Annotated in this window: 20 protein-coding genes; 6 read left to right on the plus strand and 14 right to left on the minus strand. The window is 63.2% G+C overall.

All coding sequences use genetic code 11. The features are described 5' to 3' along the window. Nucleotides 1–309 precede the first annotated feature (309 nt). Nucleotides 310–660 carry an HNH endonuclease gene (locus tag ACFVAV_RS18415; protein WP_379036136.1) on the minus strand — a complete coding sequence of 117 codons (351 nt, stop codon included), beginning with the start codon at nt 658–660 and terminating at the stop codon, nt 310–312. Nucleotides 661–734: 74 nt separating this feature from the next. Continuing rightward, nucleotides 735–2,108: a cutinase family protein gene (locus ACFVAV_RS18420; protein ID WP_379036137.1), complete on the minus strand. Its 1,374-nt coding sequence runs from the start codon at nt 2,106–2,108 to the stop codon at nt 735–737. Nucleotides 2,109–2,714: 606 nt separating this feature from the next. Here ACFVAV_RS18420 and ACFVAV_RS18425 point away from each other — a divergent pair. After that, a complete protein-coding gene (locus ACFVAV_RS18425; protein WP_379036139.1) occupies nt 2,715–3,527 on the plus strand; it encodes an SDR family NAD(P)-dependent oxidoreductase in 813 nt (270 codons plus the stop codon). Nucleotides 3,528–3,671: 144 nt separating this feature from the next. Here ACFVAV_RS18425 and ACFVAV_RS18430 read toward each other — a convergent pair whose 3' ends face one another. The 4 genes from ACFVAV_RS18430 to ACFVAV_RS18445 all read right to left on the minus strand — a co-directional run bounded on the left by ACFVAV_RS18430 (nt 3,672) and on the right by ACFVAV_RS18445 (nt 6,530). Continuing rightward, nucleotides 3,672–4,241: a hypothetical protein gene (locus tag ACFVAV_RS18430; protein WP_379036140.1), complete on the minus strand. Its 570-nt coding sequence runs from the start codon at nt 4,239–4,241 to the stop codon at nt 3,672–3,674. Between the two features lie 208 nt (nt 4,242–4,449). Beyond that, complete coding sequence (locus ACFVAV_RS18435) at nt 4,450–5,031, minus strand: nuclear transport factor 2 family protein (RefSeq protein WP_379036141.1); 582 nt, start codon at nt 5,029–5,031, stop codon at nt 4,450–4,452. A 180-nt stretch (nt 5,032–5,211) separates the two neighbouring features. Continuing rightward, nucleotides 5,212–5,865 carry a hypothetical protein gene (locus ACFVAV_RS18440; RefSeq protein WP_379036142.1) on the minus strand — a complete coding sequence of 218 codons (654 nt, stop codon included), beginning with the start codon at nt 5,863–5,865 and terminating at the stop codon, nt 5,212–5,214. Nucleotides 5,866–6,113: 248 nt separating this feature from the next. Beyond that, entirely contained in the window at nt 6,114–6,530 is a 417-nt protein-coding gene (locus tag ACFVAV_RS18445; protein ID WP_379036143.1) for an SDR family NAD(P)-dependent oxidoreductase, read from the minus strand. A 116-nt stretch (nt 6,531–6,646) separates the two neighbouring features. On the opposite strand from ACFVAV_RS18445, the gene ACFVAV_RS18450 reads away from it, so the two are divergent. Together ACFVAV_RS18450 and ACFVAV_RS18455 are read left to right on the plus strand one after the other, a co-directional pair. Continuing rightward, on the plus strand, nt 6,647–7,606 hold the full coding sequence (locus tag ACFVAV_RS18450) for an acetaldehyde dehydrogenase (RefSeq protein WP_379036145.1): 960 nt from the start codon (nt 6,647–6,649) through the stop codon (nt 7,604–7,606). A gap of 364 nt (nt 7,607–7,970) precedes the next feature. Next, the gene (locus ACFVAV_RS18455) at nt 7,971–10,079 is read left to right on the plus strand and encodes a nitrate- and nitrite sensing domain-containing protein (RefSeq protein ID WP_379036146.1); all 2,109 of its coding nucleotides are present in this window, start codon (nt 7,971–7,973) and stop codon (nt 10,077–10,079) included. Nucleotides 10,080–10,264: 185 nt separating this feature from the next. Here ACFVAV_RS18455 and ACFVAV_RS18460 read toward each other — a convergent pair whose 3' ends face one another. Next, the gene (locus ACFVAV_RS18460) at nt 10,265–11,113 is read right to left on the minus strand and encodes an NAD(P)H-binding protein (protein ID WP_379036147.1); all 849 of its coding nucleotides are present in this window, start codon (nt 11,111–11,113) and stop codon (nt 10,265–10,267) included. Nucleotides 11,114–11,210: 97 nt separating this feature from the next. Here ACFVAV_RS18460 and ACFVAV_RS18465 point away from each other — a divergent pair, with 97 nt between their 5' ends. After that, nucleotides 11,211–11,696 (plus strand): MarR family winged helix-turn-helix transcriptional regulator, encoded by a 486-nt coding sequence (locus ACFVAV_RS18465; RefSeq protein ID WP_379036148.1) that lies wholly within the window; start codon nt 11,211–11,213, stop codon nt 11,694–11,696. A 364-nt stretch (nt 11,697–12,060) separates the two neighbouring features. Here the strand turns inward: ACFVAV_RS18465 and ACFVAV_RS18470 are convergent, their stop codons facing one another. The 5 genes from ACFVAV_RS18470 to ACFVAV_RS18490 all read right to left on the minus strand — a co-directional run bounded on the left by ACFVAV_RS18470 (nt 12,061) and on the right by ACFVAV_RS18490 (nt 18,295). Next, nucleotides 12,061–12,972, minus strand: a complete 912-nt coding sequence (locus ACFVAV_RS18470) for a fumarylacetoacetate hydrolase family protein (RefSeq protein WP_379036149.1) — start codon at nt 12,970–12,972, stop codon at nt 12,061–12,063. Nucleotides 12,973–13,304: 332 nt separating this feature from the next. Further along, entirely contained in the window at nt 13,305–14,066 is a 762-nt protein-coding gene (locus ACFVAV_RS18475; RefSeq protein ID WP_379036150.1) for an EthD domain-containing protein, read from the minus strand. A gap of 92 nt (nt 14,067–14,158) precedes the next feature. Next, a complete protein-coding gene (locus ACFVAV_RS18480; protein WP_379036151.1) occupies nt 14,159–15,916 on the minus strand; it encodes an FAD-dependent monooxygenase in 1,758 nt (585 codons plus the stop codon). 235 nt (nt 15,917–16,151) lie between these two features. Then, nucleotides 16,152–16,859, minus strand: coding sequence for a TetR/AcrR family transcriptional regulator (locus ACFVAV_RS18485; protein ID WP_379036152.1), 708 nt, complete (start codon nt 16,857–16,859; stop codon nt 16,152–16,154). A 287-nt stretch (nt 16,860–17,146) separates the two neighbouring features. Next, the gene (locus ACFVAV_RS18490) at nt 17,147–18,295 is read right to left on the minus strand and encodes a porin PorA family protein (RefSeq protein WP_379036153.1); all 1,149 of its coding nucleotides are present in this window, start codon (nt 18,293–18,295) and stop codon (nt 17,147–17,149) included. 461 nt (nt 18,296–18,756) lie between these two features. Between ACFVAV_RS18490 and ACFVAV_RS18495 the strand changes: the two genes are divergently transcribed. Both ACFVAV_RS18495 and ACFVAV_RS18500 read left to right on the plus strand, forming a co-directional pair. Continuing rightward, nucleotides 18,757–19,626, plus strand: a complete 870-nt coding sequence (locus ACFVAV_RS18495) for an SDR family oxidoreductase (protein ID WP_379036245.1) — start codon at nt 18,757–18,759, stop codon at nt 19,624–19,626. A gap of 102 nt (nt 19,627–19,728) precedes the next feature. Next, nucleotides 19,729–21,669 carry an AMP-dependent synthetase/ligase gene (locus tag ACFVAV_RS18500; protein ID WP_379036154.1) on the plus strand — a complete coding sequence of 647 codons (1,941 nt, stop codon included), beginning with the start codon at nt 19,729–19,731 and terminating at the stop codon, nt 21,667–21,669. Here ACFVAV_RS18500 and ACFVAV_RS18505 read toward each other — a convergent pair. After that, nucleotides 21,604–22,398 (minus strand): lysophospholipid acyltransferase family protein, encoded by a 795-nt coding sequence (locus tag ACFVAV_RS18505; protein ID WP_379036156.1) that lies wholly within the window; start codon nt 22,396–22,398, stop codon nt 21,604–21,606. The two genes, ACFVAV_RS18500 and ACFVAV_RS18505, sit on opposite strands and share 66 nt — an antisense overlap. Before the next feature lie 25 nt (nt 22,399–22,423). Beyond that, entirely contained in the window at nt 22,424–23,947 is a 1,524-nt protein-coding gene (locus tag ACFVAV_RS18510) for a wax ester/triacylglycerol synthase family O-acyltransferase (protein WP_379036157.1), read from the minus strand. Between the last annotated feature and the right edge of the window lie 79 nt (nt 23,948–24,026).

The raw sequence follows: 24,026 nt of genomic DNA on the forward strand, positions 1-24,026 counted from the left end.
CACACTCATCACTTGGCGTGTCGTGCAATTTTGGCACCAGCCATGCCTGATGGCCGCTTTCGAGCTGCGCTGAAAGTTGGTCAAGATTCCTGCACCGAGTCTCATCACGGGCGAGTACCGCTTCGTCGGCTTTCAGGCCCCACGGCCCTTGTGCGGCTTGCTTGGAAGTCCCAGCCGCGAAACCGATGTGGTGGTCGACACCGGCGCGGGGACCCATGGATCGCGAGTGCGCTGCTGGTGGCCGTGTTGACCAGCCATAGGTGTGTCGCCCCGAGGCTTGTGGAGAACTTCCACCATTGTGCTACGCCACTAGGCGAACCGGGTTGTGAGCTCGGCCGCGATCTCATAGTGGCGCACGAGGAACGAGCGTTCGTCGAGCTTCTTGCGCCGCAGCCAGCCAGTCACCTCGGCGTTGCACTTGCTGGCGTTGCACGACCCGCACGCGGGCACGACGTTGCCGAGTGTGTAGCGGCCGCCGCGCGAGATGGCCTGCACGCAGTCCTTCTGCAGCGAGGTGGCGGGGGAGCCGCAGTAAGCGCACCCGCCCCAGGACGTCTTGAGCGCGTCCCACTGTGCGTCGGTGAGGTCGTGGGTGACCTGCGCCATCCGCTTCTTGCGCTTGCGTGCGGCGCGAACCTGTTTGCTACCGCCAGTCGGCACGAGGTGAGAATACGCGACGGCTGGCCCGCGATGCTTCGGCGGCACAACCGTTTCGCGAGGCGGCACGCCAAAGGCTACGAAACGACCTGGGAGCTCAGGTAGCTCAGGAGAATGTGGACGTCGTCGCCGTAGTCGATGTGGGCGGCGGAGGCATAGAAGTTGGCCATGTCCACGCCTTGACGGCCCAGTTGGACGAGCTCATCGACGGTGGCGGGGTCGGCGATGCTGAGCAGGGTTCGGGTGGTTGCGTGGAGGTCGGCTCGGATGCCGGCGGCGACGGGGCCGAGCACGGAGCCGGTGAGATCGGCGCCGGCGGCGGCCAAGGTCGCCAGGTCGGCGGCGGCGGCGATGGGGTCGTTGCGATCGAGGGATTCGACCGCACGCCAGAGGATTTCCTGAATGTGGCCGACCCTGTCGGCGATGCTCAGAAAATCGATGTGCAGGAGGGCGTCGGCGATGACGCTGACGCCTGCGGTCCGACCAGAGGGGTCGACGGCGGCGGCTGCGCGGATGACCTGGGCGACCAGGACTCGGTCTACACCCGCGGCGGCCTGGACCAACGGGGCCAGGGCAACGTTCAGGGCACGCGCGGTCCGGTGCGCACCACGAATGTCACCCGCCGCGATGAACTCCGGAAGGCGGGTGAGGTTGTCGAGAATGGTAGGCAGGTTCGCCGCGGTGGCGGTCCAGCCGGCACCCATGGTGACGGCTTGAGCGATCAGACTGCTGGGATCGGCCGTGGCGGGGACGAGGTTCGCGATCGGTGCGGGATCACCGCTCAGGACCCTGCCCAACACGGCGAGGAACGGGGAGGCGGCGGCATCGAGGGAACAGTACAGATCGCCATCGGCACACAGGGTGCGAACCCGCTCGCTCAACGCACCGAAATCCCGGCTTCGTGATCCGGCTATGCCGTATCCGGGCTGCGGATTTCCCAGGGAGAGTGTGGTATTCGGATCGCGATGTGGATCGGCCAGTAGTCCGACACCGACCACTCGATCGGCATCGATGGGACCGTCGCCATTGCCGATCTCGGTGGCGAGATCGCCGATGCCGTCCGCGCCCTGGCTGTAGCCGGCGAGGACGACCTGCGTCGAGCTGCACAGGCCACGCAGCATCTGGCGCAAGCGGGATTCCAGGGTGCTCAGGGACTCCGCGTAGCTCATACCCTGGTCGAAAGCGCTGGCGGCATAGGGGACGTAGAGAACCGTGATGTCACGGCCGAACTGCCGTTGCAGACCATCGCCGACGGGCCGGAGCATGCCGACGGGCACCTCGGGATCGGCGCCCAGCGTGGTCTCCCAGGTCCCCGGCCCGAAAATTGCGGTGTACGGGGTGCAGGGCTGCGCGCCGGGCGTTTCCGCCCGCGCGACGCCGACCGCCGCAGTCCCGACCGCGACGACGGCGGCAACCACCGTCGCCGCGGCGGATCTCGACAACCTGTTCATCGTCCAATTCCTCTGTTGCCGAAGGGGATTAGCGACAGTGCGGCAGGTGCTGAGTCGCGCCGAACCGTCGGGGCCCATTCTCGCCACTCGCCGCCGGTTTCGCCGACACTTTCAGACACAGTTTCATTTCAGATTCGGCGCCGGGGGCGTCGGGCAGTGATTCTGATCGACGTCGGGCTGTGGTTCGATCGGGCCGTCAACCAAGGCAGGGGCGGCCGTGTGGGCGGCACGCAGTGTCACGTACTCGCGTTCGTGTCGTCGGCACGCGTCCTCCTCGCCTGCGTAGCCGCACATAGTTCCTCTGCTGCCTGCCGGTTGGTGCTGCCTGTCTGGTTGGGGGTGCGGACATGTGACTCGGTCTTGCATCGAGCGAGCTGCCAAGCGGGACCCTGAAAAATAATCAATACTACTATCAGAAATGAGAATTTCGTCATATACTTGCGCAGGCGGCGAGCAGTCGCAGTGTGGGATGGCAGCGAGGTCGGATCGGAGCGAGCATCGTGACATCCGCCTACTGGGTCGCCAGGTCGGCGCGGCTGCCTTCGAGAGCTCGATGCTCCGATCAACTCCTGCTCCAATGAATCTCGCACTCGAAAGGCATTCTCGGTGAAAATCAGCAAGAGATCCGCAGGCCATGCAAGGTGGAATCGAGCGCTGGTAACCGGCGCATCGGCGGGTATCGGTGCTGCGTTCGCGCGATGCCTGGCCAGCCAAGGCGTCGACCTGGTTCTGGTCGCTCGTGACGAGGCGCGGTTGCAGTCGCTCGCCGAAGAACTGCTGGTACGACACAACGTGGCAGTCGAGGTCTTACCTGCCGACCTCTCTGACACGCAGTCCCTACAAGTCGTAGAGCGTCGTCTGGCCGCCGACCCTTTCATTGATCTCCTGGTCAACAATGCCGGAATCGGCACGTTCGGCGCATTCTCCAGCACGGATCTCGACGACGAGATCAGAACCATCGATGTCAACGTCATAGCGCCACTGCGGCTTTCGCGACGGGCACTGGACCGGATGCGCAGCGAAGATCGGGGATCAATCGTCAGTGTCTCATCGCTGGATGGTCTGCAACCGACTCCCTATCACTCCGTCTACGGTGCAACCAAGGCATTCGTCAACAGCTTCTCCGGAGCCCTCCATGAGGAGATTCGAGACTCGGCCATAACTGTCACGACGGTCATGCCGGGCTACGTCGGGACGGAGTTCACGGCACATGCGGGTGTGGAGGGCGCTCTCGATGGTGTCCCGAATTGGCTCGTGCTGTCTCCGGAGCGAGTTGCTACCGACGCGCTGGCAGACGCCGCAGTCGGCAAGGCGCTTTCGGTTCCGGGGAGGCACTATAAGATCTCGGCCGCCATGCTGGGAGTCCTCCCTCAGCGTTTCGGTCGCAAGATCTTCGCCGCGCTCGCGCCGCAACACTGACCTGTTCTGCCGGCAGACCTCGAGTCCAGATGATTGATCGGCGGGGCCTCAGCGAGGTCCCGCCGATCAACCCTGGAACCATGTCGTCCGTACCGGTCTGGCAGGAGCCCTGATATGACGGTGTGGTCGGCAGAACTGGGCGAATCAGGGCAGGACGTTGGGAATGATGTCGGGCGCTTGCTGAGCCAGAAGTGTCCCGAGGTAGGCCCCTGCGTAATAACCGGCAACGGTTCCGGCCGCGCCGCCGATGATCCCGCCACCGATTGCCGCGGCAGGCGTGGTGACACCAACTGTGGGCGCCAGTGCCGATCCGCCGAGTGCGCCCAGGCCGGCGCCGGCAATGCCGCCGATCACCTGTCCAGCGGTCGAGCCGAGGTAGGTGGCGTTCTCGATCGGGCTCGCAATCGGTGCCGCGGAGGCCACCTGGTCGGCGTAGGTTGCTGGTCGCGCTACCACGCTCTCAGTGTGAATCGCGGTGTCGGCATCGATCACCGACGATGCCGGGGTCGCAATATGCGGAGTCTCGGTGGCTGAGGTCGTTGTTGCCGCCAAGGGCTCCGGGGAGTGAGGGGCGTAAGCGACAGCGTGCACCGGCGCGGCTTGTGCGGCCCCGGCTCCGGTGCCGACAGCAATTGCTGCGGGCAGTGCTACGGCCACGGGAAGCATGCGAAAAATGGTGGCTTGCTTGGTCACTGCTCGATGCCGTCCGGTCATTTGACTTCCTTCCTGAATCTTCTTCTGTCACAAGCGGTGTCGCTGTTGACAAGTGGCGCGCCAGTGGGTTGTGAATGGCTTCGCCTACACACCTCATGGCTAGGGCGACGATTGATGGCAGCTTCGGCCCGTGTCGCCACAGTCTTGTCGGTCGATGTGGGTTGACAGCCGTGCGGCAGGGAGTGCCCGCGTGGCCGCAGCGTCGATGTCACCCGATCGGATCGACGGACTCTTGTGCTGTTTCATTGCCGTGTGATCCCAATGTTTCGTTCCAGACGACCGGCCTTCCGCCGCGTAGGGTGCGTGCAGCGAGAGGTTCGAAGTACTGGAATCCGATATCGCCGGTTCCCCAACCCCACGACGACGTGATCTGCCAGCGGCGAATACGCCATACGCCATCGACGTCGAGAGCGAAACTGCCCTCGTACAGCCCGCCTTGGACGCCGCCGGGGAAAGTGGTCAAGAAGTAGCTCGACAGTTCGGCCTGTTGCGCGTTTGCGGAGACATCCACTGTTGTATTGGTCGTGTGATGTCGGAACCAGCCGTAGGGGAGTGCGCGGTAGTGGCCTGCTATCTCGGAGCGGCCGCGGTAGTCGACTGAGCCACCGCTTCCTGGAGGTTCGTTCTCCGCCAAGAAGTCTGCATCCGTCGCGAACACGTCGAGTAGCTCGTCGACGAACCCTCCGTCCATCAGTTGCGTGTATCGGGCAAAGGTGCCACGTACCGCCTCGACCGCCTCCAGCCGGGCCACCCGGACCTCGAGGTCGGTTGTCGACTTGGTTCTGTCCATTGCATCTCCATGGGTGTCGTGGCTACCGATGCTTGTTCTGCGGTGACCGTCGGTTGGTATCGAAGTGCGTACTGACCTGTTTGTTGACTGATGAACGCCGGTGCTCGATTCCGGGCACGCTCCAGGGTGGATGGCGCGCGGCCCTACAGATGTCGATGTCGATCGAGCGCTGCCAGCCGTTCAGAGGAGAGTGGCGATCTGAATGGTGGCGACTGTCAGAAGGCTCGCGACGAAGGCGAGGTGTTTCAGCCCGAGAGGGCGGGCGATCCGATTCAGTTCCGAGTGGTCGGCGGAACCGCTTCCGATGCGAACCGCAGCCGGCCAAGTGTGGGTCCCGGAGAAGGCCAGCAATCCCACCATGATGGCCAAAGAGATGATCGTGCCGCTCTTTTCGATGTTTGGGTCGAGTAGCTGTACGACGAGTGCGCCAAGTGTCGCGCCGATGCACAGCGCGAGCGAGGACAGGTTCAGTCCCCGTGAGGTTCGAGTCATCACCGCGTAGTAGGCCGTGAGCACCGCCGGGTACGCGTCAGGGATCGATCGAGATGTCGACTTCATGGGACAGTCGAGCAGGACCTCGTTCCACATGATGCCGGCGAAGAACGTGGCACCAGCGACAGCTATCGCCGCGGGCAGGGTATCGCCCGCTTCGAGGAGCTGTATTCCGACGATGCCTGTCGTCAATCCGACGAGAACGAGCTGGCAGCGGGTGAGGGTAGCGGCGACCCACTGCGTGATCCGTGACAGGTCCATGCCACTGCTCAGCAGCTTGGCGGCGGGCCAGGTCAGCGATGAGCTGATCGCTGGAACCGCGACGAGCAGTGTCAGACTCATCGTCGACTGCCATGCCGGTCTCGCATCGGTGATGATCTGTGTGAGAAGTCCGCCCACGGCCGCGAGAAGTGCGAGGGCGAGGGCCGACCTCGTCCCTGCGGTTCGAGTGATCCGGGCGTAGTAGCCCGCGATGAATGAGAGCTGATCCGCCGACGGGTCCGATCGGAGTGCGGGTAGGCCGACAAGTACTTCACGCCACAAGAACGCGGCGACGAATGATGCGCCCGCGACCACGAATGTCGAATCCACTATTCGACTCCTCGACGGTCTGTGCGTGTCAGAGCATTTCGCCGAACAGGAGTGCGCTGCGGCACCGGATGTCCCGGGGAGTCGAAGACGGGGTCGACGCCGAGTGGACGTTCGGGCGCGTTCCGTGCCCTGTCGTAGGTGAGGTCTGCGCGCAGAGCCGGCCCCTCGTTGCCGGGGGCTGTCTGCAGCGACTCGGCCAACTGGTGCAAGGTGTGTTCGCTTCGGGCGACGAGCACCAGGTTGACGCCCAGGGCCGCCAGATCCTCGGCGATCGATGTGCCGATACCTGCTGAGGTGTCAGTGACCAGCGCGCGCGACCATCTCGTCGGATGGGAAGTCTGCCGGTGATCGGTCGTCGGAATCGAAGCCTCCTGAGCTCTTGGCGACCTGCCGCTGTCCCGCGGCCGTGCGGTCATCCATCCCAAATGGAACACTAGTGTTCTATCTGAGTCAACAGTGCCTAGCAAAGACTGGTAAGTGATGCTATCGTCAGAGTAGAGGAAGTGATCGTAATTGTTCCCGGCCGCTCGTCATGGAGGCAGTGTTGAGGCGGACCAAAGTAGCCATTCTCGGTTCCGGCGCGACCGGCACTGATCTCATGATCAAGGTCCTCGAGGAGTCGTCGAGCCTCGAGCTGGTGGCAATGGCCGGCCTCGGCGCGGCCTCCCCGGGGCTGGTCGAAGCGGATCGTCTGGGAGTCCCGACGACGAATCGCGGAGTCGGAGGGCTGCGAACGATGCCGCACTACGGTGAGGTCGATATCGTCTTCGATGTGACCGCCCTGGCTGCTGCGCGTTGCGGTCAAGCCGATTCGCTGCGATCCGACGGAAAGCGTGTGATAAACCTGTCCCCGGCTGCTGGGGGTCGTTGCGTCGTCCCAGCGGTCAATCTGGACCGACTCCTAGGCGAGCCCGAGGTGAACATCGGTACTCGCGCGGGGCAGACCACGATCCCGATCGTCGCTGCGATCACCCGGGTGACCGAGGTGGCTTACGCCGAGGTGGGTGCGTACGTAGCGTCGAAGGCCGTAGGGCCCTGGTTTGTCCCTGATGTCGATGAGTTCCTTCGACGGACCTCGTCAGGTGTCGAATCTGTAGGTGGCGCCAAGATCGGGAGAACGATCATCATCCTCAGTCCCGACAGCGCCCCGGCGCGTACGAGGGATACTGTGCTGGCACTCATCACCGAACCCGATCCTTCGGTGCATGCCGCTGTGCGGGCATCGGTCGAGGCGATGGCCGCGGAGGTCGCGGAGTATGTGCCCGGCTACCGACTACGCCATGACGTCCGGATCGTGCCCTTCGCCGCGGACGATCTGTTGCTGGGTTTGATCGGCGACAGCGCAGTCACGCATCAAATCTCGGTGAACGTCGAGGTCGAGGCGCCCGTTGACTCCGGCAAGGGGCCTTTAGGGAGCCTGGACGCCGCGACTTCTGCTGCCGTGCGCGTCGGGGATCGAATCGCCGCGCTGAGGACTGCGCCGGTGGGATGACGACGGCCGGCATCTCGCTGTGTGAGGTGACATTCCGGGAGGCCCCGGGCTGCGGCCCGATCCAGGGGTGCGTAGCCCCGCCGATGGAGGCAGTGAGCGGCGGTCACCGGCGGGAGAAGGCCGTCGCCATGCATGACGGGGCAGTAGTCGAATCCCTTCGCTTCGGTTACGCTCTCATCCAGCAGATGTGATGATTGACTCAGATATGATAAATCAGTCATCAACTGTGAAGTCGAGAAACGCGGCAGCTAGGAGCAGGAAGATTCGAAGATCCACAGTGGGCAGCTGTCAGGACCTGCGCAAATCGGTTGGTACGAACTCTGTCTCGGGTGCCCGTGGGCGCTTGAGCGTTCGGGCTCGACTGATGGGAATTGTGCTGATTTCCAGCGTGGCGTTGCTGGCCATCGGTGGCGGGGCGGCCCTGTTTCTGGTGAAGACCGCCCGGGAGTCCACACTGTGGGCCGAATTCGCAAGCAGTACGACAGTTCCAGCGAAGCTCATGGTGTTGGCATTGGAAGAGGAACGGCGGCTCTCGGTCCTGCATCTGGCTGGTGATGCCAGCGCGGTGCATGGACTGGTTGCCGTCCGGCAGCGCTCCGACCAAGCCTTGGCTGCCATTGTCGTGAAGGGTGAGGAGGCCAGCGAACTCAATCCTGACGGTTCGGGCGCCGAGATCGAGGGCTACAGTAAGCTTTTCGCGATGGTGCCGACGCTGCGCGCTGGAGTTGACTCCCGTCGGGTGTCCATTGATGAGGTGTTTCGCTACTTCACGCAGGTCATCGGGGTCACCATCTCTGCCTCCACGCTGGCGGCCCGAGTCGCTCCGGATGCCCCCATAGCCATCGAACTGAGCTACTGTGTCGAGCTGTTGCGCGCCGCCGAAGCGCTCTCGCAGGCCGACACGATCGGTGCAGTAGCATTGACCACCGGTGAGCTGACAGCGGGTCAATTTCTCGAATTCAGCCGCCTGGTCGGCGAATTCCGTGCGGAGGTAGCATATTCCGCCACCATCTTGAAAGATGCCCGGCTCTCCCAACTCCACGCCATCACCAACGATGTGGCCTGGCAGCAGGTCATCGGGATGCAGGATGCGCTACTTTTGCGCGGACCAGTGATCGGTGGCCAACCGGCCTCGACGGCTGTGGAGGCTACGGCTACCTTGCCGATGAGCCTCGAGGTTTGGCAAAAGGCGTCCGGGCATATCAATGCCGCGTTGCAGAAGGTGTGGGAGGATCAGGGACACGAAGCCCACGCCATAGCCCGCGATCAGGGAAAACGGGCTGCTCGTGACTCGCTTCTCGGTGGACTCGGCGTTCTGCTTGTTGCCACACTGGCCTTCCTGTCGGCACTGGTACTCGCCAACCGATTCATCGGTCGTATGTACCGATTGCACAATGAGACACTGGAATTGGCTGATCAACGTATGCCTGCGCTTTTCAAGCGGCTCAGCGCGGGTGAGGATGTCGACGCCACCTCCGAGCAGGCCCCGCTGGACTTCGGCACCGACGAATTGGGCCGTGTAGCCGCTGCCTTCAACCGTGCTCACTTCGCGGCGGTATCGGCCACCATCGCCGAGGCCAAGACCCGTGCCGGTATCAACACAGTGTTCCTGAACATCGCGCATCGCAGCCAGCTCGTGGTACATCGGCAACTCGAGCTGCTCGACCAAGCCGAACGGACGGAGGAGAATCCCCGTCAGCTCGAATTGCTGTTCCAGCTGGACCACCTCGCGACCAGGTCCCGTCGCAATGCGGAGAACCTGATCATTCTGGGTGGTGAGCAGCCCGGCCGCCGCTGGCGAAATCTGGTCCCTCTGCTCGATGTGGTCCGCGGTGCGGTTTCTGAAAGCATGGACTATGCCAGAATCCGCGCCGAGCGTATGCCCGAGACGCGAATTGCAGGTCACGCCGTCGCGGACGTGGTTCATCTGCTCGCCGAGCTCATGGACAATGCCACTGCCTGTTCGCCGCCGGCAACCCAGGTGACTGTCTCTGGAATGACGGTCGGCCGGGGAGTCGTCGTCGAGATCACCGACCAGGGCCTGGGCATGTCCGAGGGCGAATTCGCCGAGCACAATTCGACGCTGGCCGATCCGCCCGACTTCAGCGTTGCGGCGGTGTCTGGCAATACCCGGCTGGGCCTGTTCGTCGTCGCGAAGCTGGCTGGGCAGCACGGCATTTCGGTGCGCTTGAATGAGTCCGCATACGGTGGCGTGCGCGCGGTGGTGCTGATCCCTTCCGCGCTCATGGAGTCGGCGGCGGCCGCTGCCGAGTTCGCCGATGGGGACCTTGATGTTCCCGAGCCTGCCTGGTCGAAGAGCGGTAAGCCTGAACGGTTTCCGGCCGTCCAAGCGGTGGAATCGCCAAATCCGCCGACCTGGAGTCCGAGTCCGGGGCCGGTCTCGGCCATCACGAACGACCGGATCGGGGCAGTACGGCCCACGACCGCTCCTGGCGACTCAGGGCTGAGATGATCGACCGAGACTGCCGCGCCGTACCCGTCAGGTGAGGTCAGAAATGACACCCGAACCTGCGGCTATTGAATCGCCACGGCAGCGTACCGCCGATGAAGCACGCAACCGCATGAACGCGATCGTGAATGGCACCGAGTAGGGCCGCCGGTCGCACAGCGAATCTTGACTAGAACGCACTGGGCCATCTATCGACGAGAAGGGAAGGAGTCGGCGTGTTCGGCGGCCCAGGCGGCGAAGTCCAGAGCGGGTCTGTTGAGCAGGTCCTCGACGGTACCCGTGGTGGGGCCGGGGGTGCGGGCGTAGTCGGCCAAGGAGCCGAGTAGCCGGGCGGGGACTTCCTCGGGCAGGCCCTGGGCGGTCATGGCGGCGCGAACCTGCTCGGGGGCGAGTTCGAGGAATGACAGGGTGCGGCCGATGGCTTCGCCGAGGATGTGGACCTTGTCGTGCTGGGTCAGTGACTGTGGGCCGGTCAGCACATACCGGCGGCCGTCGTGGCCGTGTTCGGTCAGTGTGCGTACTGCGACCGCGGCGATATCGCGTTCGTGGACGGGGGAGGTGGCGGCTTTTCCGTAGGCGCCGCGCACCGCGTCGCCGCCACGGAGTTGCGGTGCCCACGCCAGCGTGTTGGCGTCGAAATCCGCGCAGCGCAACGATGTCCATGTAAGCCCCGACGCCTCTGCCGCGGCCTCCAGTGCCCGGAATCCAGCTATGAACCGCGGCTCTCCCGCGGGGTATTCGACCGTCGATGCCGAGATCACGACCACCCTGCGCGCTCCGTGATCGGCTGCGGCGGAGAGAATTTCCGGTGCAGAGGCGGTCACGGCGCGCGAGCTCAGCAGCACCGCCTCGACGCCGTCCCAGGTCTCGGCGGGAATGCTCGGTACCGAGGGATCGGCCCCCACTACGACAGTGCCCCTCGGCATCTGCGCCTGTCCTGGGTCCCGGGTGACGGCGGTGACGGCCGCACCCGTCCCTACCAGCTGCGTGACGACTTCCCGGCCGACTGTTCCGGTGGCTCCGATGACGACGATCATGGCTGACCTTCCTTCTTGCCTGGTAGGTCGCCGATGCAGACCTACCGAATGTCGTAAGATATGAAAGTCATACTAGTTGGTTTGAGTTGGAGATGATATGAGTTCCGTACAAAATGTGGGTGATGCTCGTCACCGACGACGCCTGACCGCCCGCGTCAAGGGCTCGCTGCGCGATGTGCGCGGTCAATTGGCGCTGCTCAACCGGAAGGTCGGCACCCATCTCGAACTCAAAGACATCGACTTCGACTGCCTGGATCTGGTCAACAGCCATGGCCCGCTGAGCCCGAGTGCCTTGGCGAAGCAGGCCGGTCTGCATCCCGCGACGCTCACCGGAATCCTGGACCGCCTTGAACGCGGAGGCTGGATCCTGCGCGAACGCGCCACCGGCGACCGCCGCGCGGTCGTCGTCCGCTCCCGCCCCGAGCGGCTCGGCGAGGTCTACGACCTGCTGTCGGGAATGAACACAGCCGTCGACAACCTGTGCGCCGACTACACCCCCGACCAACTCGAACTATTGGCCGATTTCCTCGACCGCGTCGTCATCGCCGGTCGCGAGTCCGCCGAGGGGCTCGACAAGGATTGACGTGGCGCACGCTGTACGGCGCTGGAACCTCGATGGATGCCATGTGCGTCTCAGGGAGCCGAGGCAGCCGAGCGTGCGCATGGTGGCCATGCTCACCCACCCAGCGCCCAGCTGCTCCCGGAGCCCGGGGACAGCGAACCCGCCCTACGGCGGCCCGACGCGGAGCGTCGGCCGCTCTTCCGCTTCGCGATGGGTGTGTATGTCGATAACGTCCGCATGCCATCCCGGGGGGAGGGCGCGTTGCATTCGTCCGGCCAAGCGCTGAAGCGGCGTGCTGGTCGGTCTGGGTACGGGTGGATTCACTGGGTGTCAAATTCCCCGATGTGCACTGCCATCGGTGCGGGTGGCGGGAATCGGAAGGCGGTCAGCTACCGACTATGTCGTGAGTGATGTGTCCGATGCCGTCCAGGGCGAGTGTGAGTGTGTCGCCGGTCTCGAGCCAGTGACCGGTTTCCATGCCGCTGCCGCCTGGCAAGGTTCCGGTTCCGAAGAGTTCGCCGGGGATGAGTTGCTCGGATCGTGAGGCGTGGGCGAGGACTTCGCCAAGGCTCCACTGCATTCCTGCGCTGCTCACTGTGCTCACGGTGACACCGTTGATCTGCACCGAACCGGTGAGCGAGTCGACCTGGGGGAGTACCTCATCGGCTGTGACCGCGGTGGCCGACATCGAGTTCAGAAAGTGCTTCGACTTTTGTGGTCCGAAGCCGCTGGACATTTCCGCCCGCTGTACGTCGCGCGCGCTGATGTCGTTGAGGACAACGAACGCTCCGATGGCGGCGAGCGCTTCCTCTGGGGTTGCGTCCCGTAAGGGAGCGGAGAGCACGAACCCGAGCTCCAGCTCGAAGTCCAGGGACTCGGAGTAGCTGGGTGTGCTGATCGGGGTGCCGCTGGGAACGAACGTGAGATGGTTGGACATGTAGTACATCGGTTGTTTGTAGAACAGCCGATTCGGTTCGAACAGAGGAAACGGACGATGGGCGACCGCCTCGAATCCTGCGGTCACGCGGTACTGGCCGGGGTGGAACCTGCGTACCAAGCCGCGCGCTGCGTCGATATTGTGCTTTTCGTACAGCAAGAAGTCCCGAAAGCTTGCAGGCTGGAACGGCAGCAGGTACTCGGAGAGGGTGAGATGCCTTGCTGCGGTGGTCAGTTCATGGGTGGCATCGAAAACTGCGCCGCCTAAGGGCTGGCGGTCGGCGTGGGATGTCCATCGGCCATCGCTGCCTTGCCGTTGTAGTTCGAGGCGGTCATCGACACGGATTCGACGGAGCTTCATCGCAGCCTTCTCCTGTAGTTGGAATGATCGTCGCGTAGTCGCGATTTCGTGGGGACTCTTCGTGGGCCTGCATTGTGCGATCTATGTGTCGACCGCGCGAACACGGAACCTCGATCCGCCGGACGAACCCTCCTCGCCTCGGGTGCATCAGACGCATATTCCAGGCCCTTTGTGGGCCGGGAAGGGCATCGGGGCGGCAAACGATCCCGATCGGCTGCGGTATGCGGTCCGGAAGGGCGCGAAATTGTTGCTTCGGCAGCTGCTGGACTCGAAGCTCGGCCGGCGCGACCATGTGGCGGTACTTCCCGACGGACGTAGCACCGCGACCCTGATCAGGCCTCGGTGTTGGCCCGAATTGCCGGCACGGTGCGTTCCACGCCGTAGGCATGAACTGCAGTGAACACAGTGTGTTGTTCGGCAACCAGCGCCTTCACTGAGGGGCTGCCCAGCAGTTCATCGACAGCTGCCCGATCGTCGGTCCCGAAGATCACGGCTCCGTGGTACCGCTGATGTGGAGGATTGTTGTGCGCCACTCCGGGTGAGGTGTGAGATACCGGGATCCATGGAAGGAATGAGTACGCACGAAGGTCACGCGCCCCTGCAGACAGCAACGCCGGAACGACACCGCCGCTGACGAACTCGCGGAACTGCTTGCTACGGACGCCGACGCGTCGACGCAGCATCAGCGTCACCCGGTGCCCGACCGTATCGTCGTGTCCGTCTGTCCACCAATGCCTTCCGTTCGGAAACGCAGGGTATCCGACGACGCGGCCGAAGACATTCTGCTCGTCGAGATACACCTCGCGCGCGTGCAGAGCGGTGTTGGGAATCAAGGCCGTCTTTCCGAACCGGAGTTCGGCGAGGCCATCGAATTTCCATTCTTGCGGAACGATCGTGCCGACGCCGTTTTCCGATGGCCAGAAACTGTGATCAGTCGGTGAGAAGTGACGCTGATTGTACTCGACAATATTCGGTAGCTTCTTGACCTTTTCCGCATGGGCTTCTGCCCAATAGGTCGTCGCGGCTTCTCTGGTGAGGTCGCCACGCAGCATCAGGGGTGTGATCATCGAGATTGTTCGGATCGGGTAGGTCATTTTGTGCCTCGGATGTTGTTCGAAGAAATGCAGATGAAGTGCCTGAAGGGGGTGTCTGTGTCTGTGGATGCCTCCGTCGAGTTGTCGGAAGTTCAGGGTGAAGTTGGTGCCTTCGTGCCACCGCACACGCGGTCGATCACGTCTTCCGGATGGTTGGGAACGGTGTTTCCGCGCCATGCGACGTGCTGATCGGGTCGAATGAGAACAAGGTCTCGCTCGTACAACGAGCGCGCGTGTGTGTCTCGGATGTCCACGACGGCAAAGGGCATACCGCGGTTTGCTGCCGCGGTTTCGAATTCTCCGGCATCGATATCGGCGAAACGGAGCAAAGTGAATCCCGGGCCTAGTAGATCGAAGATCGCGCGCCCGTCATCGAGGTACAGGCTCGGTGGGCGAGCGCCCGGGACCGAGCTGGGGATGTAGGAATGGAAGCGATCTTCCGATGGCAGGTTCTCGCCGTAGACAATGGGTGAGTCGCTGTATCGGTAGCCGAATTCGATACCGTCGGCTTCGTTCTCGAGGTTGCCCAGATCGAGGATTTCCCGTCCGATCATGCCGCGGTCGCGATCTCCCGACCACCCGTCGCGATGAATGCTCCGCTTGTGCAAGGACTTGATTGCAATCCGAACCAGCGTATTGCGTGCCGAGGCGGTTCGATTGCGAACTGCAACCGGTCGGCGCTCTGCTTCGTAGGCGTCCAATAGACGGTTTCCGCCCCAGCCCTGGACATTTGCGGCAAGCGCCCATGCCAAGCCGATCGCGTCGCCGACTCCAGTGTTCATGCCGTAGCCGCCTGCAGGGACCACTTGGTGTGCGGAGTCCCCAGCAAGCCACACGCGGCCATGTCCATAGCTTTCGGCGAGAGACAGTCGGGGGCGCCAGGCATTCGCGACGATGATCTTGCAGTCGAATGTTATGCCCAAACGTTCGAAGAGGAACTGCTTCGGGTCGATGGAATCGGGGTCGACACCTCTGCCGATCGGGTTGTGCAGAGTCCATGTGTCATGGTCGTTCTGCGAGATGAGGGTCCAACCTTCTGGCGACTGAGTGTGCCAGGTCTTCCCGAATCTCTCGAACAGTTCACGGTCGGGCGAGGTGAAATGGACCATGTAGACGCGGCCGTCCATCGGCGGTTCGTGGTCCTCGCGGTAGGCCCGAATCGCAGAGGAGACGAGTCGTCGCAAGCCGAGTTCGCGTGCCGCCAACCGGTGCAGGTGAATGTCGTCGAGGGCTATGTCTAGCCCTCGGCGTACGACGCTTCCGGCGCCGTCGCACCCTGCAAGGAACTGGGCGCGCACGGTTCGGTGCTCGCCGGTGGCCGAATGCCGGATCACCGCGTCGACTCCGTGGTCATCCTGCTGGAACGACTCCAATGCCCAGCCGAAACGCACGTCGATGCCGTCAGCGCGGTCTTCCAGGATTTCCTTGAGTGCGGGCTCCAGGATGGTCTGGGAGACCCGCATGGCAGGCTCGAGAGTGACCGTGCCGTCGTTGCGGTCGCGGATGAGTGCCCTCCGCTCGACGACTGTTGGGTAGCGGAATCGAGCCAACTCCCATCCATCGAGTTTGGTAACCCAGGAGACATCGAAGGGGTGGTCTTCGGGAACCGCGACTTTGCGCAGATCGTCGGCGACGCCGAGGTGGCGGAACAGTTCCATGCTCCGGCCGTTGGTGATATCCATCTTCGGGTGGGTCGTCGTAGACGGATTCCGCTCCACCAGTAGAGCTTCCACGCCATGGTTGGCCAGGGCCAGCGCGAGCGTCAAACCGACCGGCCCACCGCCGGCGATCAGGACCGGAACGTGCTCCGCATCTGAGCCTCCTCGTGCGGGGGCGGGTTCCTGACTCATGGCCGTACCTTTCGTTGCTGTGCGTCGACCGGCGACCGCATCGATACGTAATTGAACACTATTGTTCAATATAGATCAAGGACGTCTTGTGATGCGCATTGCAGGATGTAGTCAGGGGTGGTGGGCGTCTCTCTGTGGCGGGCTCGAAGCGGGGGTGTCGGTCTGGGTGCCAACTGTGTCGCGAGCTGCGTTCGTAGTCGCCGCTGGACTTGCGAGGTGCGCTGTCGGGTTCGGCTCAATGTTCTGTGTGTCGCCCGGCGCATTCGAGCGCAATGTCGGATCTATCGAGCGCAGTCGACGATGTCGGGCTGGATTGCGGTGGGGGAAGGGGGCTGCTGCTGAGCTGTAGGGCTGAATGCTTGGTCATTCCGAACATGCGCAGAACATTGCGGGTCATCTCGTCGGTTCGCGCGTCGGCGTCGGCGTCGGGCTTGGCGTCGAGCAACTGAAGCAGGCCGAGTAGTGAACCGCCCGAGATCATGACTGCCATGTCGGGATCCATCGACTCGAACCGCCCGGCTTCCTGGGCGGCGACGATGTCGCGGCGAGCCCGCATCGCCAGCCCGTCGTCGAGGTGAAGAACGGACATTCCAGAATTCAGGATCACGCGGATTACCTGGGGGAGCTGTCGTTGAAGTCGCCCCGTTATCCGGAAGCTCACCGCGAACATCTCGGCAGGATCGCGATACATTGCGGCGATGCGATCACGCATCTCGCTGTGTTCGTGGAGGATTTCGCGCACTGCCTCGGTGAACAGCTCCTCTTTGGAGTGGAAGTGGTTGTAGAACGAGCCGAATCCCACATCTGCGGTGTCGGTGATCTCTTGGATGGTGGCAGCGGTGCGGCCCTCGGCGAGAAGCGTTCGTGCTGCGCCGAGGAGGGCTCGATGTGTTCGTTCCCGGCGTCGGTCGACCTTGCCGTTTGCGGTGTGATCCGTTGCCATCAGTCCTCCAGCATGTGTCATTGAGATCATAATTGATGAAAGCATCAAATGCTGGTGCGGGTTCCTGATGTGCGGGGTGCCGCGTCGGTCGCAGTGAGATCTGCTCGCGGCGGGCAATATTCGATGTCCACTACGCCGACGAAGGCGGTCACGTCACAGTGACGATTTGCGTGTGATCGACAGGGTGCTGGTGTCGCGAGGTTTTGCCGCGATCCCCTGGTGCTGTGGCGTTGGTCGTGGTCCTTCTTCTAGCCCCTGATGGTCCTTCGACTGCCGCGCCGTGTTGTCTACGGCAAGGCGGCGCCCGCGCGGGTGTATCGAGTGGTGTGTCGATCGCCTGGATCCGGATCGGAGGCCGCGGTCGCAGAGGCGACGGGTGTACTACTCCGGCGAAACCTGACCACGCTGACTGCGACGCTTATGGCGAGGGCGAGCGCCGCGGCCGTCAGGCCAATCGGTAGATAGGTTCCGAACATTGTGAGTTTGCGGCCATTGTCTGACATGTACTGGGCCGAGGCGGCGGTCGAGTCTGCGTCGCTGTGCAGAGCGATGCGCGAGAGCGGCATGACCGGTGTCAGGGTGAAGTCGTCGAACACGTTCAGGATCGTGGTCTGGTCGCCGGAGAGGGTGATCGGAGCGCCGATCTGCTGGTCGAGAGCGAGGGAGGTCGTGTCGACGACGGTCAGTTTGACGGAAACTTCGTTCGGCAGCGCTGGCAGGATCGCCGCCAGTCGCCCGGCGTAGCGGAGCGGTAGATCGGCGACAATCATCTCCAGCAGGAGTTTGGGAATCGTTGTTCCGTCTCCGGTGTTCGCCAGCACTCCGATCGCCGCTTCGTAGGGTGCGGCGAGTTGCCGATCGGCCAGCACGCCGGACGCGGTGCCGGTGAAGTTGTTGACTGCTCGGCCGCCGATCTGACTGGAACCCGTGTAGGTCATCGGCTGGGTGCTGTCGATTGCAGGGTTGTAGACCTTGAAATCGCCGGCTCCGGACGCTGTCGGTCGCGAAATTACCATTCCTCCGCGTTGATTCAGCACATCTCCTCCCTTCGGGGGCCGGATCTGGCCGTAGTCATAGCGGTTGACCGCATAGCTGTACTTCGTGCTCTGTGCACCGGAGGGGAGGTTGACGACGGTTGTCGATGTGACCAAGGCCGTCGACTGTGTGGCCGAATCGACGGTCGTCTCGCGGTGTGCATCGATTTCTGTGGGCTCGCCCAGGTCGAAGGTTGCTGGATCGAGCACCTGGTAGGTACCGACCAGGCGCTGTGATGAAGCAAACCCGTCCTGTAGTCGGCACACGTACGGCACGCCCGCGAACACAATGAGTCCGGCTACGAGGAGTAGTGCCGAGCTGATTACGAGGCGCGTCCGAATGAGTCTTATGCGTGTCAAGACATCCTCCACTTCGTCGCTCTTGACAGTGGTACGCGGCACATCTGAGCGAGAAGGTGATCCAAGTTACACCGCGTGAAACCTGAGTGTAGGTGCGTTCAGGTGAGATGTCGATCGGTTTTGTGAAGATTCAGCAGTAGTGAGGATTGCGTCAGATTGCTCCGAGTTGGAATACGGCATCATGTCTGACGAGGTGATCGGTTGGTGGAAACCTTGCGGGAGTGCGTCTATCGGCGGTGATGCACTGAAGGGTGGCGGTTGAAGTTGCTCTTGCGCACAACTGTGAAGATCGATCCGGCGAAGTGCTGAAGTGTACGGGGTTGATCTTCTTTGAACGCTCGTGTTCAATATGTGGCGTGCATCCCACTGCGGATCCGGTGAGGCGACTCACGGGCCACTCTGTGGTCTCTGCTGCGGACTCTGTGGTCACGGGTTCGCCAGTGCGACACCACTGTTCTGGAGTTCGGCCAGCGGACCGACTAGCAACCAACCCGAGGAAAGCAATGACGACACTTCTGCGGCGCCGGTCGCGTGCCAATACCGCCTCCCTCGAGGGCGCCTCGGTGGCGGTGACCGGCGGTGCCAACGGCATCGGCCGCGCCGTGAGCGAGCACTTCGCTCGTGCTGGCGCGCGTGTCGCGATTGGTGACATCGACGCTGAATCTGCCCGCGCCCTAGCCGCCGAACTCGGCAACGGTGCGATCGGTTTCGGGCTCGACGTGAGTGATGAAAGCTCCTTCGAGTCGTTCCTGGACGAGGCAGAGAATACGAACGGACCGTTGGCCGTGTTGGTCAACAACGCCGGCGTCGATTGGATGGGGCCGTTCCACGCCGAACCCAACGATGTCAGCCGCCGCCAGGTGGCGGTCAACCTCATGGGTCCGATCATCGGCTCGCGTCTCGCGCTACAACGAATGTTGCCTCGTCGTAGCGGTCATCTCGTCAATGTCGCATCCGCGGCGGGGCGGGTGCCCCAGCCCGGAAGTGCTGTCTACAGCGCCACCAAGCACGGCGTCGTCGGCCTGACCGAATCCCTGCGCTTGGAGTACCGCACGAGCGGCGTGCAGTTCTCGGTCCTGCACCCCGGCTACATTTCGACCGCGATGACGACTGGAACCCGCCGTCCGTCGCGACTGATCCCGGTCGGCACACCCGACGATTGCGCCCGTGCCGTGGTCGATGCTGTGCAGCACAACCGATTCGAGGTGTGGTCGCCGGCTGGTCAGGCGATCGGCGTTCGACTCGGGCATCTGGTCGGGCGGGTGATCCGGGAACGTGTCCTGCTGGCCACCGGAATCGGGCGCATTGCCGAGGAAATGGATCAGACCGCGCGCAGTGACTACCACGAGCGTGCGTTCGGTGACGCTCACTAGGACGAGCTGCGCCCACTGTCCTGTCTGAAAGCAACCGGAAAGTCAGCCAGGTCCTGCCGACCAGGCCGCCGAATCAATTCGACTGCAACGGAAGATGACACATTGACCGCAACATCCGTCACCTACGCCTCTGTCGGTGCCCGCTTCTTGGCGCAATGCGCCCAATCACCGACGAGCGAGGCATTCCGTGTGCCGACGTCCGAGGGGCAGTGGCAGTCTCTGAACTGGGTGGAAACAGCTGTTCGTGCCCGTGAACTGGCGGCAGGGTTGCTGGCGCTCGGGATCACCGCCGAACAGCGCGTAGCGATCGCGAGTTCCACTCGCATGGAGTGGATCCTTGCTGACCTCGCCATCGCACTTGCGGGCGGCGCCACCACGACCGTATATCCGAGCACCAACGCAGACGATGTCGCTTACATCCTCAGAGACTGCGGCGCTTCCGTGGTTTTCGCCGAAAACGAAGACCAACTGGCAAAGCTCGAGCTCGGTGACGAGTTCGTCGGCGCCGTGCGGTACGTGGTCATGTTCGACGGCGATCAAGGCCGGCGTGGCGTGTTGTCGCTCGCGCATCTCGTCGAGATCGGGCGGTCGCATCTGAGCACCAACCCGACCGCGGTCGACGATGCGCTCGCCGAGCTGACGAGCAGTCACCTGGCAACCATCGTCTACACCTCGGGTACCACGGGACGGCCCAAGGGCGTCGAACTCACTCACGGCAACTGGCTCTACCTCGGATCCGCCGTCGCGTCCGAAGGAGTCGTCCGCCCAGACCATGTGCAGTTTCTGTGGTTGCCGCTGTCGCACGTGTTCGGCAAACTGCTGTTGGCGGCTCAATACGAGATCGGGTTCGTTACCGTGATCGACGGCCGAATCGATCGAATCATCGACAATGTCGCGATCATTCAGCCAACGTTCATGGCTGCCGCACCGCGCATTTTCGAGAAGATCTACAGCCGGGTCGTGACCACAGCGGAGTCAGGTGGGACCCTTCGTAAGGCGCTGTTCGGCTGGGCGTTCGGGATCGGCATCGAAGCGGTCCGACTTCGAGCGTCAGGTCGGATGCCCTCCCGTTGGCGAGCCGCGCAACTTGCCGTGGCCGACCGGCTCGTCTTCGCGCGAATCCGCGCGCGCCTCGGCGGCAACATCGAGTACCTCGTGTCCGGTAGCGCGGCCCTCTCCCCGCAGATCGCTGAATGGTTTGCGGCCGCGGGACTGCCGATTCTGGAAGGTTATGGACTGACCGAGACCACCGGGGCATCTTTCGTCAACCGCCCGAAGGACATTCGGATCGGCACGGTCGGTGAAGCATTCCCCGGCACGGAGGTGAAGATCGCTGACGACGGAGAGATCCTCCTCCGTGGCCCAGGCGTCATGCGCGGCTATCATGGGCTGCCCGCCCAGACGGCCGAGGTGATCGACGCGGACGGCTGGTTCGCCACAGGGGACATCGGGAGCCTGGGTCCACAGGGGTTCTTGACGATTACCGACCGTAAGAAGGACCTGGTCAAGACGAGCGGCGGAAAGTATATCGCGCCAACTGCAATCGAGTCCGCGATCAAGGCGGCTTGCCCGATCGTCTCGCATGTGATCGTTGTCGCCGACGGACGGAACTTCGCTTCGGCATTGGTGACAATCGACCCGGAATCCGCACATGGCAGCACCGAGGCCACCGTTCGCGATTCCGTGCAGCGCGCCGTAGACGTGGTCAATGCGAATCTGAACCGCTGGGAAACCATCAAGCAGTTCCGCATCCTGCCGCGCGAGCTCTCTGTCGAATCAGGCGAACTCACCCCCAGTCTGAAGATCAAGCGAGCCGTGGTTGCCCGAAATTACGCCGACCTCATCGAGTCCATCTACGCCGCGCGAACGTCGCGGACCGTGTCCGCGACCCACAGGTCGTTGCCATGGACGAAGGAGACACCAGCCGTGGAGTTTTGGGGTTGCGGCCGCCTGCGGACCGGCGTTCAGCCGTCGGCTTCAGTGTCCGTCGGAATGGTGCGCGATCGCGCCATCGAGCGCCTTTTGCATCCCTGCGGCGATTGATCGGGTAATCGAGGCAGGGCGGTCCGGCAGCTCGGTGACCGGGGTGTCGAAGTAGAAAGTCGCCGACTCTGTGGTGGCGTGATCGGGGCCGTAGGTGAGGCCGAGGAAGAGCAATGCTGGTGTGACACCTGCTCTTTCGGCCCGATGGGCAATGTGTCCGATCCCTGTCCCGATAGCTTGGACTCGGGTGGGGTCGGTTTCGTTGCAGGTGCCTTCGGGAAAGAGCGCGAGGTTGTCGCCGAGTTGAAGCCGATCGACGCAAACATCAATCAGCTGCTGGCCGGCGCTGTGGGCTGCGCGCAAGCCATGGTCCTTACCGCGGAACACCGGGATGCCCCCCATCGTGTCCAGCCGGGAGCGTTGGGCGGGGGCCAAGAACAGGTCATCCTTGGCGAGTACTCGGGTGCGGCCGATCATCGGGCGGAGGATGCTGCGCCACGAGCAGGCCGCCAGTACATGTGGATCTTCGATGCTCAGATGATTGATTGCGACGATCAGAGGCTTGCCGTCGCGAATCAACTGCTCGAGCTGAGAGCGTGCTCCGTCGGCATACCGGATCTGTGGCCGGTGTCGGAAGGCCGTGGCGGCACACAGCAGTTTGGCCCGCAGCCTGTTCTGACGGTGTCGGGCATAGAACTCGTAGACAGCATCTCGATTGCTGAATGAGACGGTCGGAGCGTCCGCGGCGCGACGCGGCAAGCGGCTCGACAGGGCAGGTTGTGTCGTCATGAAAGTGGTTCCTGGAGGTTCGAGGTCATGCGGGCATCGTGAGGTCGGGCAACGGGGCAAGGTAGTGTCGGCGCATCTCCTCGACTGAAGCCTCGAAGTACTGGGCGAGGCAACGAAGGTGGGGGAGGGCAACAGCGTACGCGGTGATACCCAGTTGTAGTCGGCCTGCATAGGACACCGCGGTGATGTTCAGAGCCTCGCCTTTGAACAGCAGCGACACCGGATAGAGTTCGGTCATCTGTGCGCCGGCCAGGTAGAGCGGCTGAGGTGGTCCCGGAACGTTCGAGATGATCAGATTGAACATCGGTGGAAGGTGGGCGGCGCCCGGCACGAGCTGCCGCAGGGTGTGTGGGGCCATCGCCAGGATCGCGTACGGAATCAGCGCTGGGTGGGGCAACTCGGCCTGGTGCTCCTTCGCTGTCTGAGTGGAGCGGGAGATCCTGGCCAGACGGGCGGACGGGTCGGAGTCGTCGGTGGCGAGATCGGCGAACAAGATGCCGATCGAGCTGTCGGAAGCTCCTGCAGGGGCCTCGATTGAGACGGGACATCCTGCGATCAGCGGCTTGACGGGCAGCGCGCCGATGTCGAGCAAATACCGGCGGAGGGCGGTCGCGCAGGCCGCAAGGACGACGTCGTTGAGACTCGTTCCGCTGGCCTTCGCGATGGCCTTGATGATGCTCAGATCGGCGGATGCCGTGCAGACGTGTCGTTGTGGCCCGATTGCGATGTTGAACCGCGAGCTCGTGGCAGCAAACGGGCTGACAAGAGGTGTGCTCCTCAGGCCGGCGAACCATAGCTTGGCAGCGGCCTTCGACGCGGCGTGAATCGTCTTCGCGCGACTGCTCCGAGGAGAATCCGCTGTATCTGCGTCAGCGGGTGTCAGCCGCGGGAGAGGCCGGCCAATCGTCCACACCGGGGTGGGAGGGGACGAATCGGGGTCACTCGCGAGAGAGCGACTCAGGAGCCGGAGCGCGTCGACGCCGTTGACCAACGAGTGGTGGGCCTTGAGGTACACCGCGAATCTGTTGCCGGGCAGGCCATCGATGAGGTGTACCTCCCACATCGGGCGGGTGGGGTCGAGGCGAATCGATTGCAATCGTGAAACCAGCTGTTCGAGAGCGTGCTCACCCTCGGATCCCGACAGCCGGTGGTGCCGCAGGTGGTAGTCGAGATCGACATCGGTCGCCTGCTCGCGTCGAGCCCGCAGCGGGAATCGCCGCATCCGGATCACCAACCGAAAGCGCGGGTCGAGGTCGGTGCGCTGTCTGAAGCTCGTCAGAACGCGCTCGACGACTACGTTCGCAGCCTCGGACTCCGATTCGAAGATTGCCAGGGCGGCGACATGCATAGGTGTACCGGGCGTATCGAGCCACACCCAGAACGAATCGTCGATCCGGAGGTGGTCCCGCCTCTTCGGACGCCTCACAGCTTCCCCCTTCGTGCGCGTGAGCGCTCGCCAGTGAATTCGATGCGACATCAACGGCGCGTGAGCGGCGAAGGCAACCTTCGCGCGTGTGATGATTTCATCATGAATGATGAAGATGGTCAATCTAGACCCGCACGTCATATGTGGATATTGATGAGTTCATCAGATACACCTTGACAACCTCGATCGGATTGTTGATGAT

This window comes from Nocardia sp. NPDC057663 (assembly GCF_042799895.1).
GTDB lineage: Bacteria > Actinomycetota > Actinomycetes > Mycobacteriales > Mycobacteriaceae > Nocardia.